The organism is Azospirillum sp. SYSU D00513 (genome assembly GCF_017356015.1).
Taxonomy (GTDB): domain Bacteria; phylum Pseudomonadota; class Alphaproteobacteria; order Azospirillales; family Azospirillaceae; genus Azospirillum.
This window is the reverse complement of sequence record NZ_JAFIQV010000015.1, coordinates 122,164-137,571: the sequence shown is the minus strand read 5'-3', so window position 1 is coordinate 137,571 and position 15,408 is coordinate 122,164. Positions and strand designations below refer to the sequence as shown.

At 71.2% G+C, this 15,408-nt stretch carries 7 protein-coding genes; 4 read left to right on the top strand and 3 right to left on the bottom strand.

Annotation, left to right across the window (positions count from 1 at the left end; translation table 11 throughout):
- Positions 1 to 288: 288 nt before the first annotated feature.
- The 4 genes from JUB11_RS13565 (at position 289) to JUB11_RS13550 (ending at position 3,939) form a co-directional block, all read left to right on the top strand.
- Positions 289 to 2,079, top strand: coding sequence for a DUF2491 family protein (locus JUB11_RS13565; RefSeq protein ID WP_207459082.1), 1,791 nt, complete (start codon positions 289 to 291; stop codon positions 2,077 to 2,079).
- Positions 2,080 to 2,142: 63 nt separating this feature from the next.
- Positions 2,143 to 2,568, top strand: coding sequence for a DUF350 domain-containing protein (locus JUB11_RS13560; protein ID WP_207459081.1), 426 nt, complete (start codon positions 2,143 to 2,145; stop codon positions 2,566 to 2,568).
- Positions 2,569 to 2,591: 23 nt separating this feature from the next.
- A complete protein-coding gene (locus tag JUB11_RS13555; protein WP_207459080.1) occupies positions 2,592 to 3,365 on the top strand; it encodes a hypothetical protein in 774 nt (257 codons plus the stop codon).
- A 25-nt stretch (positions 3,366 to 3,390) separates the two neighbouring features.
- Positions 3,391 to 3,939 (top strand): 2'-5' RNA ligase family protein, encoded by a 549-nt coding sequence (locus tag JUB11_RS13550; RefSeq protein WP_207459079.1) that lies wholly within the window; start codon positions 3,391 to 3,393, stop codon positions 3,937 to 3,939.
- Positions 3,940 to 3,944: 5 nt separating this feature from the next.
- Here JUB11_RS13550 and JUB11_RS13545 read toward each other — a convergent pair whose 3' ends face one another.
- From JUB11_RS13545 to JUB11_RS13535, 3 genes are all read right to left on the bottom strand, one after another.
- Positions 3,945 to 4,874, bottom strand: coding sequence for a sugar nucleotide-binding protein (locus JUB11_RS13545; protein ID WP_207459078.1), 930 nt, complete (start codon positions 4,872 to 4,874; stop codon positions 3,945 to 3,947).
- Complete coding sequence (locus JUB11_RS13540; RefSeq protein WP_247887026.1) at positions 4,871 to 6,886, bottom strand: O-linked N-acetylglucosamine transferase; 2,016 nt, start codon at positions 6,884 to 6,886, stop codon at positions 4,871 to 4,873. Before JUB11_RS13540 ends, JUB11_RS13545 begins: the two co-directional genes overlap by 4 nt.
- A 65-nt stretch (positions 6,887 to 6,951) precedes the next feature.
- Positions 6,952 to 14,910 carry a hypothetical protein gene (locus tag JUB11_RS13535; protein ID WP_207459088.1) on the bottom strand — a complete coding sequence of 2,653 codons (7,959 nt, stop codon included), beginning with the start codon at positions 14,908 to 14,910 and terminating at the stop codon, positions 6,952 to 6,954.
- Between the last annotated feature and the right edge of the window lie 498 nt (positions 14,911 to 15,408).

Here is a 15,408-nt window from a genome sequence, read left to right as displayed (position 1 = left end):
CGGCCGTGAAACACCTCAGCGCCAATGGTACTGCGTCTTAAGGCGTGGGAGAGTCGGTCGCCGCCAGGTCACCCGGACCCAAGGACACAGCAGCTCTGCAAAACACAGCCACTTGCACCTGTCTTCAGCCATTCGAACGGCCCGTATCCAACGATCCGGGCCGTTTCGCGTGCGGAATGGTTCTCAAACAGGCTGGCGGAACTCATCGCGAACGGTCATGTTTAAGCCCTTGCGGCGGGCCGGGCGACCGGCGGCGCCGCGACGGGAAACAAGCGCCTCCGGAGTTTCATGCGTTCCTGGCTGATCCCAGCCCTGCTCAGCCTGTCGCTCGCATTGCCACCGGGAGCCGTCGCCCCCGCCGTGGTCGCGGGCGGCCTGATCCTGGTCGCCGACAGCGCGCCCGCGGAGGCGCGGGCGCGGACCCGCTCCAGCGGCGGCTACGCACGCCCCAGCACGCGATCGCGCACGCCCTCCCTCAGCATTCCGTCTTCGCCCCGATCTTCCTCGTCGGGCAGCGGTGGCTATCGGCGTCCATCCCTGTCGCCATCTCCTGGCATCCGCACCAGCCCGAGCCTGCCGAGCGCCGCCGACCGCGAGTTTTCGCGTCGGCAAAGCGGCGAGGCGCTGAATCGGTACCGTGCCGACCGGCAGCCGAACACCCCCTCCCAAACCTATCCGGCGCCGGTGCCGAGCGGACCACCGCCCGGCGCGCGTCGCCACGGTCAGGCGGATGAATGGGCCGGCTACCGTAACGGCGGTGTGCCCAGCGGGTCCGGCTGGGGGACTTCTGGGTGGGGCGGCTCCAGCTGGGGCTGGGGAACGCGGCGGAGCGGCGGCTGGGGCTCGGGATGGGCCAGTGGCTGGCCGGCCGGTCGCGGCTGGACGCTGCCGGGCTATGCCTACAACACACCTTCACGCTTCGGCATCTGGGACGGGCTGTTCCTCTGGTTCCTGCTGGACAATCTGTCGCGCGCCGGCTCGACCGATTTCTTCCACAACCACCGCAATGATCCCGGCTATGAGCAGTGGCGGGCCGAGGCCGAACGCCGGGCTCAATCCGACGCTGACCTGCGCGCCCGGCTCGACCAGCTCGACCGCCAGCTCGCCGAGAAACAGGGGCAGCCCACCAACCCCAACTACCTTCCGCCCGACACGCCGCGCGACGTCGCCGTCGCCGAAGACGCGGTGTCGGAGGAGCGGAGTTCGGACCTCCAGACCCCGGCCGCGCGGCCCGGGAACAGCCAGGCGGCGCAGCCGCCGGTCGTTCAACCGCGCGCCGGAGCGGACGAGGCCGAAAACGGAGGCGGCATGGGCGGAGTGATCGTCATCTTGGCCCTGCTGGTCGGGGGCGGCGTGCTCTTCCTTCTGTGGAGATCCAGGCGCCGCCATCCGCTGCCGGCCGGAGCGGCCCCGTCCTCAAGCCCCACTGGAATGGCCGGACGCATCCTGCGGAACACCGTGTCGGGTGAAACCTACAAGCCGTCGCTGTTCCGCGTCGGCATGACGCTCACCGCCGACCCGACTCCTTTCATCCTGGCCGGCGGCAGCACCAAGGTCGCGCCGCCCGAGGGCGGATCGGGCGGTCTGGTCAGCGTCGAGGCGGTCGGGCGGCTGACCGCCGGCGGCACGACGCTGCACCGGCTCTACCTGCCGGGCGGGCAGAGCTTCTTCCAGCTTCATCTGGGCGCCGACGGCAAGCCGGACGAATGCCGGTATTTCTCGCTGATCGACGAGGTCTCTCCCGCGAGCGAGGAGGAATGGGGCTTCTGGCTCGACACCGCCGAGGGCATGATCGGCTGGCCGGAGTTCCAGACCAAGGACGGCAAGAGTTACGCCCGGCAATGGGCGCCGGGAAGCAACCGCATCGCGCCGCGCGACCTGTCGGAGGTGCGATCCGAGACGGGTGGCGAGCGGACGCGGCGTCTGAGCGCCATGCTCTACGCGGCCCCGACGGGTGCCGCGGCGCCCGCGCCCGAGACGGAATACATCCTGGTCGCCGCCGTGGAGGCCGACGGCCAAGCCTGGGTGGAGATCCAGGCGGGCATCGACGTCAATCCCGCCGCCCTGTCGCTCGCCTGAGCCGACATCACCGGATCAATGAAGAACGCCAATGAATAACAAGGCATCGAAGGAGCCTGTATAATGGAGAGCAACGCCTCAGTGTTCCTCGACGGACTGCTGTCCGGCCTGCCGGTGCTCCTTCTGCATTTCGCCGTCACGGTCCTGCTCTTCCTGGCGGGGGTCTGGGCCTACACCGCCGTGACGCCGATGCGCGAGCGGGAGCTTCTGGCCGGCGGCAACCGTGCAGCGGGCATCGTGCTGGGCGGTACGGTGGTGGCGATGGCGATCCCGCTCGCGGCGACGCTCGCGACCAGCCTCGCTCTGCTCGACATCGTGGTCTGGGGCCTTGTCGCCCTGGTCCTGCAACTCGTGACGTTCGGGGTCGCCCTGCTGTTGTTCCGCGATCTCCGGTCCATGATCGAGAGCGGCAACGTCGCCGCGGCGTCCGTCTTGGCGGCGCTTCAGCTCGCCATCGCGCTTCTCAACGCCGGCGCGATGGCCGGCTGACCCTTTTTCCCATGGAGGCCAGGATGCTGACTTTTATCCGCAATCTCGTTGGTGTGAAGACGGACCAGGCGGTCCAGGGCGCGGTCGAGGCGCTCGTGCAATGGGACCCGAAGGCGGCGACCGAGGCGGAACTGCGGACGATGGAGGAGCATCTGGACCGGCTCGGCCGTCAGGTCGCCGAGGCGCGCACCGCCTACAACCGCGAGAAGAAGGAAGCCGACGCCATCGCCGGCCTGTCCCGTCAGCGGCTGGCCGCGGCCGAGCATCTTCAGCGCCAGTTGGAAGGCGAGGTCGACGCCGCGCGCAAGGCCACGCTTGAGAAGAGCCTGGAGACGCTGGTCGCGATGCTGGAGCAGATGGCGCCGGAGGTGGACCGGGAAGCCCAGGACGCCAAGGACGCGGAGGAGTTCCTGCAGATGCTGGAGCAGACTTACGCCCAGGCCGGCGAGAAGCTTAAGACGGCCCGCAGCGAACTGAACCGGGCGGAGCGCGACATGTCCCGCGCCGCGCAGCAGCGCTCCGTCGCGGAGCAACGCGCCGAGGCCGCGCGCCAAGCCGCCGGGCTGAGCAGCGCCACGAGCGGGCTGGGGATGGCGCTGAAGGCGATGCAGGACGCCGCGGCCAAGGAGTTGGAGGGCGCCGAGGCGGCAAACGCCAAGGCCCGTCTTCTGAAGCCGACCCGGCCGGAGGAGGAGGATCCGAACATCAAGGCGGCGCTCCAGGCCGCGGCCGGCGGTCAACCGGCGCCGTCGAACGTCGTGGACCGGCTCGCCGCGATCCGGGCTCGGCAGGGCTGACCCCAGCGGGCGCCCGGGGCGGGGCATGGAACGCGGGGAGGGCGGCGCCGAGCCCCTGATCGTGACGTTGCGGATGGACGAGGGGTCCTTCCGCCGTCTCGACGGGCTGCGCCGCGCGGAGTTCCCGACCGAACGGAACCACATCCCCGCGCACCTGACCCTGTTCCATAAGCTCCCCGGCGAGGAGCGGGAGGCCATTGCCGACCGTTTGACCGAGTTGGCGCGCGGCCAGACGCCCATCCGTCTGCGCGCCACCGGCCTTCTTTTCCTGGGCCGGGGCGTCGCCTTCTCCTTCGAGGCGCCGGAACTGGTGCGGCTACGCAAGCGGCTGGCCTGGGAGTGGAGCGGCTGGCTGTCGCCGCAGGACCGGCAAGGCTTCCGCCCGCACGTCACGATTCAGAACAAAGTTCCACCCGACCGTGCCCGCGCCCTTCACGAGCGGCTACAGGCCGGCTTCGAGCCCTTCGAAGTCCTGGGCGAGGGGCTCCTGCTCTGGCGCTATCTCGGCGGCCCGTGGCAAGCTGCCGGCGACTTCCCCTTCTCGGCGGCCGACTCTGCGTTGGCCGGTGGGTAGCCCGGTCACGCCGTTCGGTCGAAGCGGATGTCCGGCAGGCAGGACTCGACGGCTGCGAGGGTGCCCGGCGGGACGAGGCCGAGGGACCGCGCGACCCGGCTGCTGTCCAGCGCGCTCCAGCGCGGCGGCGCCTCGCCCCCCAGCGCCTTGTGGGCCTCTCCATAGAGCGGGCGGACCAGCGCCGGGTCGCTGCCGAGCGCTGCGGCGATGTGCGCCGCGACCTCCGCGTAGGTCAGGTCAGCCGGGGCCGACAGCTGCCAGATTCCGTCCAGATGCTCCGCCCGGACGAGCCCCTCCACGCAGTCCGCGACGAGATCCAGCGTCACCGGCGCGATCCCGAAATCGCCGAAGGGCGTGATGGGCGCGCCGGCCCGCAGGCTGGCGGCCCAACCGTCGAAGAGCGGCAGTCCGGGATGGACGACCTTGGTCAGCCGCAGGACCCCGGCCTTTGGCAGGGCGAGGATTCCCGCCTCGGCCGCCGCCTTCTGCCGGCCGTATTCGGAAACGGGACAGGGCGTCTCCTCGGCGGAGCGCAGGGGCTTGCTACCGTCGAAGACATGGTTGGTGGACAGGAACAGCACCCGCGTGCCCCGCTCGGCCAGCCGTCGGGCGAGCGCCAGCGTGCCGGCCAGGTTCACGGCGGCGGACCCCTCCGGATCGCGTCGGCAGTCCGCCACGCGGGCGACCGCGGCGGCCAGGACGGCGGTTCGATACTCCTCCGCTTCGATGGCCTCCCACCGTTGCGCCCGGAGATCGACGAAGGGCCGCCCCGGCCCGGCGGTTTCGGCGCGGCGGGTGGTCGCGTGGACGGTCAGGCCCGACCGCGACAGGCGGGCGGCGCAGGCCGAACCGACGAGGCTGTCGCCGCCGACGACGAGCAGGTCGGTCATGGACGTGCGGGTCAGGGGCGTGCGGTTCATGGGGGCGCCGGTCATGGCGCGTCCTTCCAGAGGCGCCCGTCCGGGCCGAAGGGGCGGACGGCATGGCGGCGCGCCAGCCTCTCGGCCCACCAGTCCCGCTGCGCCCGGGCCGGCAGCGCCCCGAACTCCTCCTCGTCGCGGCCGGTGCCGACCTCAAGATAGACGTCGAGGTTGGTCAGGTCCGGGCGGGGCAGGCGGCCGGTCTCCAGATCCTCCCACATGCCGGCGAACAGCTCCTCCAGCCGCCGCACGAGCATCGGCGTATCGAACAGGGTGCAGGCGTCGCGTCCTTCCGCCAGCCGTTCCCTGTAGCGCCGGAGCACGGCGCGGTCACGACCGAAGGCGACCGCCCGGTCGACATACTCCTCCGGCGAGGCGCAGACCAGGTCGGGAAGTCCGGCGCTGCGCAACAGGCTGCCGCACACGCGCGAGGCGAAGGACCGGCCGCTCAGGGTCAGCATCGGCACGCCCATCCACAGCGCGTCCGACGCGGTTGTGTGCGCCCCGTAGGGAGCGGTGTCGAGAAAGAGGTCGGCCAGGGGATAGCGTGCGAGGTGATGGGCGTTGGCGAGCTTGTCCGCGAAGACAAGCCGCTCCGGCGCGAGGCCACGGCCCGCGGCGATGCCGCGCAAGGTGTCCTGAGCCGTGTCCGCGCCTGAGAGCAGCCACAGCACGCTGCCGGGGACCCGCTCCAGGATGGTCAGCCAGCGGTCGAAGGCCGGGCGGGTCAGCTTGTGCAGGCCGTTGAAGCAGCAATAGACCATCGCCTCTTCGGGCAGCCCCACCTCCGCCCGTGTGGGTCGGTGCGTGGCCACGGCGCGCTGCCGGTCGTTGGGCTGGTAGCAGGGAAGCCGGAGCACCGTCTCCGAATAATGGATCTCCTCTCCCGGCGGGATGACCCAGTCGTCGGCGATGATGTAGTGGTGGTACGGGCTGCCCATCGTGCCGGGGAAGCCCAGCCAGTTGACGATGACAGGAGCGGGGCGGAGCGCCACCAGCTTCGTCCGCCCGTCGCGCGTGTAGCCGTTCAGATCCACCAGGATCTGGATGCCGTCGTCGGCGATTCGGCGGGCCGCGGACGCGTCGTCCATGCCGCTGACCGGGATCCAGTGATCGACCGCCGCCTTGATGCGCTCCTGGAGGGGGCCGCCGAGCGCCGGGCCGCAGTAATAGGCGAAGACCTCCACCTTGGCGCGGTCGTGCAGCTCGAAGAGCTCGGCCGTCAGATAGCCGACCGCGTGGTCGCGCAGATCCGACGACAGATAGCCGATGCGCAGGCGCCCGTCCCGCCGTCCCTCGCGCGCCGCCCAGTGGGACCGCACGAGGCCATCCCCCGGCAGCCCGACATCGCGGAGGTTGTAGTTCCAGGCCGCTGCCAGCAGCAGCGCCGGGTCGTCCGACCAGGCGGCCATGGACAGGGGCGACATGCCGGCGACCAGCGCCTCCAGGCCGACGCGCTCCCACGGCTGGACCACCGGCCATTCGCATTGCCGCTGACGCAGGGCGACATAATGCTGCAGGGCTTCCCGCTGCTCGCGGTCGAGGTCCAGGCTCTGGCGCAGCATGGCCTCGGCGGTCGCGTCCTGCTGGTTCTCCTCCATCACGCGGGCGATCTGGTTGAGCGCCGCCGTCTTGTGCGTGATGGCGTTCCCGTTCACCGCCCCCAGCCGTTCCAGGAGCGCGGACCAGCGCTGGACCGCGCCGCCGGCATCGCCCAGCCGTTCATGGATGCGGCCGAGATTGATGTAGGCCGGCATGAAGTCGGGGTTCAGAGCCAGTGCCCGCTCCAGGCAGCCGCGGGCCGCCTCCAGTTCGCCCTGGTCCGACAGCGTGACGCTCTGGTTGAACAGCACCGCGTAGAGCAGCGGGTTGTCCTCGTTGTGGCGCACCCAGGCGTCGTAGAGCGCCAGGACGGCGGCTGCGCCCTCCGTCGCCCGGATCTCCTCAGCCGCGCGGATCAGGTCCATGACGCTGAGGTCGCGCTCGCGCGCGCGGTTCATCGCCGACGACAGACGGTCGCTGTTCATGCGCCCACCCCGACTTCCTTTCCGTCACCCAAGCCGCCCCGATGCCGGAACGGGCGCCCATGACGTTACGCCACGGCGGCGTTCATGGCGGCCTTCTGCTCGTCCGTCATAGACAACTTCTGCGCCGCGGTGAAGGCGTCGAGTTGGATGGGTGTCAGCGCCTCGATCTGCGTGGCCGCCAGCGCGTCGATGTTCGTCTCGGTCAGCGACGCGACCTGGGTCGTCGTCAGGCCGCTGAGCTGGACCGGCGACAGCGCGCCGATCTCGGTCGCGGTCAGCCCGGTGAGCTGGGTGGTGGTCAGCGCGCCGATCTGCGAGGCGCCGAGCGCCGCGAACTGCGTGGCGTTCAGCGCCTGCAGTTCGGTCACGGCGAGGTTGGCGACCTGCGTCGTGGATATGGCCCCGATCTGGATCGTGGTGAGCGCGCCGACCTGCTCCGTGGTCAGGGCGCGCAGCTGCACCCGTCCCAGGCTGTTGATCTGGGTGGTCGACAGCGCGGCGATCTGGCTGCCGGTCAGCGCCCCCATGGCGGTGGTCGTCAGCGCCGTGAGTTGGGAGGCCTTCAAGCCCCCGATCTGCGTGGTGGTCAGGGCCGCGGCCTGGGCCGTCGTCAGCCCGACGATCCCCGAGGTGGAGATGGCGCCGATCTGCCCCGGCGTCCAGCCGGCGATTTGGACCGCCGTCAGGCTACTCAGGTCGGTGGCGGACAGGCCGCCGATGCCCGGAAGCGACAGGGCCGAGAGCTGCGTCGTGGTCAGGGCGGCGAACTGCGCGTCCGACAGGGCGTCCGTTCCGGTGGCGGTCAGGCCCGCGATCTGAGTCGCGGTCAGCGCGGCGATGTCGGCCGTGCTCAGCCCGGCGATCTGGGAGGCCCTGAGCGAACCGATCTGCGCCGCCGTCAGGCTGCGCAGCTGGGTGGTCGTCAGCGCGCCGAACTGGGTTCCGGTCAGGCCGCCGATGCCGGTGGTCGACAGCGACGCCACCTGGGTGGTGGTCAGGCTTTGCAGCTGCGCCGTCGTCAGCGCCGCCATGCCGTCCGTGGATATGCCGCCGAGCTGGGTCGTGGTGAGGGCGGTGATCTGGCCGGTCGCCAGCCCGGCGATCTGCGCGGCGGTCATCTCCCCCATCTGGGCGGCCGTCAGGCCGCGCAGCTGCGCGGTGCTGAGCGAGGAGAGCTGGGCCGGGGACAAGGCGTCGATGCGCGTCGCCGCCAAGGCACCCATCTGCGTCGGCGACAGGCCGCGCAGCTGGGTGGTGGTCAACCCGGTGATCTGGTCCTCGGTGAGCCCGCCGATGCCGGACGCGGAGAGCCAGCCCATCTGGGTGGAGGTGAGCTGCGACAGCTGGCTGGCGGTCAGCGCCTCCACACCGGTGGCGGCGAGCTTTCCGAACTGGGTCGAGGTCAGCGCCGCAAGGCCCGTCGCGGTCAGGCCGGCGATGTGGGTGGAGGACAGCTCGCCCATCTGCGTCGCCGACAGGCCGCGAAGCTGAGTGGTGGTCAGGGCCGCGAACTGGGTGGCGGCCATGCCGTTGAGCGCCTCGGTGGACAGGCCGCCGATCTGCGCCGCCGTCAGCCCGGCGATCTGGCTGGTGGACAGGGCACCGATCTGGCTTTCGGTCAAGCCGGCGAGCTGTGTCGGGCCGAGCGCCGCCAGTTCGGTGCGGGTCAGCGCGCCGAGCTGCGTGGAGGTCAGCGCCGCGATGCCGGTCGTCGCCAGCGCGCCGATCTGCGTCCCGGTCAGGGAGCCCAGGAGGGCCGGGGTCAGGCTGGCGACCTGGTCGGTGGTCAGGGCCGCGATCTGTGGCGGCGTCAGGCCGCGCAGCTGGGTGGTGGTCAGGCCGGCGAACTGGGTCGTGGTCAGGGACTGGACCGCCGTGCCCGACAGTCCGCCGATCTGCGTCGCCGTCAGCTGGGCGAACTGGGCCGCGGACAGCTCGCCGATCTGCGTGCCCGTCAGCCCGGCGAGCTGGGCCGGGCCGAGTGCGGCCAGGCTGGTGGCCGTCAGCCCGGTCAGCTGGGTGCCGGTCAGCGCCCCCAGCTGGGTGGCGGTGAGGCTGCGAAGCTGGGCGGTGGACAGCGCCGCGATCTGCGCTTGCGTCAGGCTGTCCATCGCATCCTCGGACAGTCCGCCGATCTGCGCCGTCGAGAGGCCGGCGATCTGGGTTGTGGTCAGAACCGCGACCTGGCTGTCCGTCAGTCCGCTCAGCGCCGTGGCGGTCAACGCCCCCATCTGGGCCGCCGAGAGGGCGGCGACCTGGCTGGTGTCGAACTCGTCCATCACGTCGGCGTCGAGCCCCATGAGCTGGGTCGTGGTCAGCGCCGCCATCTGCGCTTCCGTCAGGCTGCGCAGCCCCTCGTCGGACAGGGCACCGATCTGGGTCGCCGTGAGGCCGCGGACCTGGGTGCTGGACAGGGACTGGACCTGCGTCCCGGTCAGGCCGCCGATGCCGTTCGTGGACAGGCCGGCGATCTGCGCCGAAGAGAGACCGCCAAGCTGGCTGGCGGTCAGCGCCCCGACCTGCGCGTCCTTCAGCCCGCCGAGCTGGGCAAGGCTCAGCGCCGAGAGACCCGTGGGGGCCAGCGCGCCGATCTGCGCCGTGGTCAGCATGCCGATCTGGCTTGCACCCAGCCCCTTGAGCTGGGTGGTCGTCAGAGCACCGATCTGGGTCTCGGCGAGGCCGGCAAGACCGCTGGAGGACAGGGCGCCGATCTGCCGGGAGGTCATCGCGCCCAGTTGGGTTTCGGTCAGCGACCCGGCCTGGCCAGCCGTCAGGCCGCCGATGGCGGAGGGCGAGAGCGCCGCGATCCGCGTCGCGGAGAGGCCGCCGAGCTGCGTTCCGGTCAGCGCCTCGACCTGCGTCGCCGTCAGGCCGCCGAGCTGGGTGGCGGTCAGCATGTCGAACTGGGTCGCGGTCAGCCCGCTCACCTGGGCGGTGGTGAGGGCGCCGACCTGCGCCGGCGTCAGCGCGCCAAGCTGGGTGGCGGTCAGTCCGGACATCTGCGTCGGCGTGAAGCCGCCGACGCCATCGGACGAGAGCGCGGCCATCTGCGCCTCGGACAGCGCGGCGATCTGCGCCCCCGACAGGGCGCCGACCTGTTCGGTCGTCAGGCCGCCGAGCTGCGCCGTGGTCAGCGCCGCCATCTGGCTGGTCGCGAGCGCCTCGAGCTGTGACGTCTTCAACGCCGCGATCTGGCCGGCGGTCAGGCCGCGGATCTGGGTGACAGCCAGCGAGGATACGGCCGAAGTGCCGAGCCCGCCGATCTGGGTCGTGGTGAGCGCGCCGACCTGCGTCGCGGTGAGGCCGGCGAATTGGGTGGCCGTGAGGGCGGCCAGCTGCGTGTCGGCCATGCCCCGGATCGCCGCGCCGGTCAGCGCCGCGATCTGAGTCGAGGCGAGGGCGCCGAGTTGGGTCATGGTCAGCGCCGCCATCCCGGACGCGCTCAACCCGGCGATCTGGGCCGTCCTCAGCGAGGCGATCTGCGTCGCGTCGAGCCCGTCGATCTCATCCGGCGACAGGGCGTTCACCTGGGCCGACGTGAGGCCGCGCAGCTGCGTGGTGGTCAGCGAGGCGAGCTGGCTCTCGGTCAGCCCGTCGGCCGCGCCGGCCGAAATCGCCGCGACCTGCGCGCTGCTCAGCATGTCGAGCTGCGTGGTGCTCAGCGCCGCGAGGCCGGTTTCCCTCAACGCACCGATCTGGGCCGTGGTCAGCGCCGCGACCTGATCGGCCGTGAGGCCTGCGACGGCTTCGCTGGAAAGCTCGGCGATGTGTGCGGGCTTCAGCGCCAGGATCTGGGCCGTGGTCAGGGCCGCGACCGTGCTGGAGGACAGCCCACCGGCTTGGGCCGCGGTCAGCGAGGCGATCTGGGACGTGGTGAGCCCGCGCAGTTGGGTGGTGCTCAATGCCGCGAACTGGCTCTCGCCCAGGCCCTTGACTGCGGCCAGGGACAGGGATGCGAGCCTTGTCGGCGACAGTCCCGCGATCTGCGAACTGCCGAGCGCGCCGACCTGCGTCGCGGTCAGCCCGGCGAACTGGGTGCCCGTCAGCCTTTCCAGAACCGTCACCGGCAGGCGGCCGACCTGGGTCGTCGTCAGGGTGCCGATCTGGGCCGGCGTCAAGGCGCCGAGCTGGGTTGTGGTCAGCTCGGCCATCTGGCTGTCCGTCAGGCCCTGGATTCCGCTGGAACCGAGCGCCGCGAGCTGGGCGCCGCTCAGCGCGCCGAGCTGCGTGCCGGTCAGGCTGCCGATCATGGTGGTGGACAGGCCGCGGAGCTGGGCGGAGGTCAGGGCGGACAGGGCGGTGCCGGACAGCGCCTGCAGCTGCGTCGTTTCCAAGGCGCCGAGTTGGGCCGCAGTCAGGCCGCGGGCCTGCGTGCCGGTGAGCGCCGCGGCGGCGGTCGTGGTGAGCGACGCCGTCTGGCTGGCCGTCAAGGAGCCGATCTGGGCCGCCGTCAGTCCGCCGAACTGCGTCACGGTCAGGCCCGCGAGCTGTTCGCCGCTCAGCCCGCGCAATGCGGTGCCGGTCATGGCGGGCATCTGGGTCGCGGTGAAGGCGGCCATCTGCGTCGCGTTCAGGCTTTCCAGCGCGGTGGCGGTCAGCCCCTTGACCTGGGTCAGGGTGAGGGCGGCGATCTGTGTGCCGGCCATCCCGTCGAACCCGTCCACGGACATTTCCGCCATCTGCGCGGCGGTCAGGCCCTGGATTTGCGTGGTCGTGAGGGAGGCGACCTGAGTTTCGTTCAGGCTCCGCACCCCGGTCGAGGACAGGGCCGCCATCTGTGTCCAGGACAGATGGTCCATCTGGTCCGTCGTCAGCGCCTCGATGCCCCGCTGGCCAAGCCCTCTGACCTGAGCGGCGGACAGCACCGCCATCTGGTGCGAGGCCAGCCCGGCGATCCCGGTGCCGGACAGGGCGCCCATCTGGGTCGCGGTCAGGCCCCTGATCTGCGTGGTGGTCAGGGTGCCGACCTCCGCCGAGGTCAGGCCGCCGACCTGTTCGGTGCCGAGCGCGCCGATCTGCGCCGCCGTCAGGGCGTTCCACTGCGTCACGGCGAGCGAGCCGATCTGCGTCGGGGTCAGCCCGCGCAGCCCGGCCGCGGACAGGCCCGCGATCTGCGTGGTGCCCAGCGCTGCGACCTGGTCGGTGGACAGAAGGGCGACCTGCGCCGCGCGGAGCCCGCCCATCTGCGTCGCCGTCAGCGATCCCAGGAGCGTCGAGGTCAGGCCGGCGATCTGGGTGTCGCTCAGCCCGCCGATCTGCGCCGGCGTCAGGGCGCGGAGGAGCGTGCTGGCGAGCCCCTCGAGAAGCGTCGCGTCCATGCCCTTGATGCCGCCGGCGGACAGGGCGGAGAGCTGGGTGGAGGAGAGCCCGCCGAGTTGGGTCGCCGTCAGCGCGGCGACCGTGGTGGAGGTCAGGCCCCTCAGCTGGGTGGTGGTCAGGGCGGCCAGGTCGCTGGTCGCAAGCGACCGGACCTGGCTTTCGGTCAGGGCGGCGAGCTGGGTGGCGGTCAGGCTGCGGGTCTGCGCGTCTGTCAGGCCTGAAAGCTGCGCGCCGGACAGGCTGTCGATCGTGTCCGTGCTGAGGGCGGCGATCTGCGCGGCGGTCATGCCGAGCAGCTGCGTGGTGGCCAGGGCGGCGACCTGGCTGTCCTGGAGGCCCTTCAGCGCCGAGGTCGTCATGCCTCTCATCTGCGCGGGCGTGAGGGCGGCGAGCTGCGTTTCGGTCAGCGCTCCGACGCCGGTGGCGCTCAGCCCGCCGATCTGGGTCGTGGACAGCATGCCGAGCTGATCCGCCGTCAGCCCGGCGACGCCGCCGGTCGACAGGGCCGCCATATGCCCCGCCGTCAGTCCCCGGACTTGAGTCGTGCTCAGAACCCCGATCTGGGTGGTCTCCAGCCCGCCGACCTGGGCGGCCGTCAGAGCGGCGAGCTGGATCGAGCCCAGGGCGCCGAGCTGCGTGCCGGTCAATGCGTTCAACTGGGTGGCGGTCATGCCCCTGACCTGCGCGCCGCTGAGCCGGGCGATCTGCGCCTCGGTCAGCCCGTTCGCCGCGTCGGCGGACAGGGCGCCGATCTGCGCCGCCGTCAGCCCGGCCGTCTGCGTCGTCGTCAGCCCTGCGACCTGGGTTCCGGTCATGCCCCGGACGGCCGTGGCGGTCAGGCCCGCGATCTGCGGCGCCTTCAGGGCGCCGAGCTGGGTGGCGTTCAACGCGCCGAGCTGCTCGCTTCCCAGGCCGCGGACGGCGACGGCGGAAAGTGCCGCGATCTGGGTCGCGGCGAGCGGGGCGAGCTGTTCGGCCCGCATGGCCGCGAGTTGCGCGGCGGTCAGTGCCGCCATCTGCGTGACGGCGAGCCTTGCCAGGAAGGTCCCGCTCAGGCCGCCGATCTGGGCGGCGCTGAGGGATGCGACATGGCCTTTCGTCAGGCCGCTCAGCTGTGTGGCGTTGAGCGACTCCAGCGCGGTCGCGGTCAGCGCCTTCGTCTGGGTGGCGTTCAGGGCGGCGATCTGGGTGGTGCCGAGCCCGGCAAGCTGCGTGGCGGTGAGGGAGGCCAGTCCGGCCGGAGCCAGCCCCTTGACCTGGGTGGCGTTCAGGCTGCCCAGCGCGGCCGCCGACAGTTCGGCGAACTGGTCCGGTGTGAGGGAGGCCAGCTGGTCGGCGGCCATGCCGCGGACCTGCGTCGTGGACAGGGCCGCCACCTCCTCCGCGGTCAGTCCGCCGATCTGCGTCCTGGTAAGTGCGCCGATCTGCGTCGCCGCGAGCCCTCCGAACTGGGTCAGGGTCAGTCCGCCGATCTGCGTCTCGGTCAGGCCCCGCACGGCGGTGGTGGTCAGCGCCGCGAGCTGCGTCGGCGCCAGAAGCGCGATCTGCTCCGCGTTCAGCGCGCCGATCTGGCCGGCGGTCAGCCCCTTGGCCTGCGTGGCCGACAGCGCCGAGATCTGATCACCCGTCAGATTTTCCGCCTGGTGCGCGGTCAGAAAGGACAGTTGGGCGGGCCGCAGGGCGGCGAACTGCGTCGCTTCGAGCGCTTTCAGGTTCGTCGTGCTCAGCCCGCGCAACGCGGCCGGGGCGAGCGCTGCGACCTGCGTTTCCGCCAGGGCGGCGAGCTGCGCGCCGGACAGCACCTCCAGCTGCGTGGAGCCCAGCCCCGGCAGCTGGCTCGTGGTCAAGGCGGCGACCTGCGCCGGCGTCAACGCCTGCACCTGGTCCGTGGTCAGGGCGCGGAGCTGCGTTGCGGTCAGGCCGCCGATCTGGGTGGCGGTCAGCTCGTCGATGTCGGTGACCGACAGGCCGCGGATCTGCGTCGCCGTCATCGCCGTCAGCTGCCGGGCTTGAAGCCCGCCGACCTGTTCGGCGCTCATCGACGCGATGTCGCTGACGCTCAGCCCCCGGATGCTGACGGCGGCCAGCGCCCCCATCTGCGTTGCCGACAGCACGGCGAGCTGCTGGTCCGTCAGAGCCGCCACCCCGGTGGCGGTCAGGCCGGCGGCCTGCGTGGCGGTCAGGGCGGCGATGTTCTCGGTGGACAGGCCGGCGATCTGCGGCGCCGTCATCGCCCCGATCTGCGTGGGCAGGAGACCGCCGAGCTGGGTGCTGGTCAGAAGCCCGATCTGCGTTCCGGTCAGGCCCCGGATCTGCGACGAGTTCAGCACCCGCAGCTGCATCGGGGACAGGATGGAGAACTGCGCGTCGGTGAGGCCGGCGATGTCGCCCGGTGTCAGGCCGCGGATCTGCGCGGCGGTCAGGGCGGCGATGGCATCGACCCCGAACGCGTCCATCTGAGCGTCCAGCAGCACCGAAAGCTGGGCGCCGCTGAACTTCATCTGGCTGTCGCTGATGACGCTGATCTGCGTCGTCGTCAGCGCGGTCATCTGGGTGGTCGTCAGCGCGGCCAGCTGGGTGCCGCTCATCGCCGCGATCTGTTCGGTGCTGATGGAGCGCACTTCGGTCTTGCTCAGCGACCGGATGGTGGTGGTGCTCAGCGCGGCGAACTGCGTGGGCGACATCGAGCCGACGCTGATGCTCATGATGGCCTCGCCCCGGCGTGTCGGCGGATGCGGCGCGGGAGCGGATGCGTCCCGGCGGAGGGATGGACGCCCCGTGTCACGGGAATCGTCGCAGGGGCAGCCGCAAGCGCCGTCACGCGCATGACCATGTCACGCCGCATTTCCGATCGCACCGTTGCTGTTCCGCCCCGCCTCACACGAAGTATCCTTCGCCCACATCACCGGTAAAAGATAAGTTAATGGCGCCCCGCTTTTCAGCGCGCTGGCACCCATGTCTTTCCCCGCCGCGCTCCATCATCCCGCACCTCCGGCCATGGAACGGGTGTTCTTGACCTGAAGCCGCTGGCGAAGCGCTTGAACTTCGCTTCCCCGTCCACGGTAAGCAAGAATGAATTGGGAGTCAAAATTTGGGGCAATTTTTTCTGAAGATCGTGGAGAAATGTTTCGGGCGGGACGGGCGGCGGAAGCCGCGCGGCGGGACGCCACCCGACCGCTAACCCCAAATCACGCGTGCCGCCG

What these genes read in the sequence shown, in the direction of transcription:
- JUB11_RS13565 (WP_207459082.1), top strand. Translation starts at nt 289, where the DNA reads ATGCGTTCCTGGCTGATCCCAGCCCTGCTCAGCCTGTCGCTCGCATTG.
- JUB11_RS13560 (WP_207459081.1), top strand. Translation starts at nt 2,143, where the DNA reads ATGGAGAGCAACGCCTCAGTGTTCCTCGACGGACTGCTGTCCGGCCTG.
- JUB11_RS13555 (WP_207459080.1), top strand. Translation starts at nt 2,592, where the DNA reads ATGCTGACTTTTATCCGCAATCTCGTTGGTGTGAAGACGGACCAGGCG.
- JUB11_RS13550 (WP_207459079.1), top strand. Translation starts at nt 3,391, where the DNA reads ATGGAACGCGGGGAGGGCGGCGCCGAGCCCCTGATCGTGACGTTGCGG.
- JUB11_RS13545 (WP_207459078.1), bottom strand. Translation starts at nt 4,874, where the DNA reads ATGACCGGCGCCCCCATGAACCGCACGCCCCTGACCCGCACGTCCATG.
- JUB11_RS13540 (WP_247887026.1), bottom strand. Translation starts at nt 6,886, where the DNA reads ATGAACAGCGACCGTCTGTCGTCGGCGATGAACCGCGCGCGCGAGCGC.
- JUB11_RS13535 (WP_207459088.1), bottom strand. Translation starts at nt 14,910, where the DNA reads ATGAGCATCAGCGTCGGCTCGATGTCGCCCACGCAGTTCGCCGCGCTG.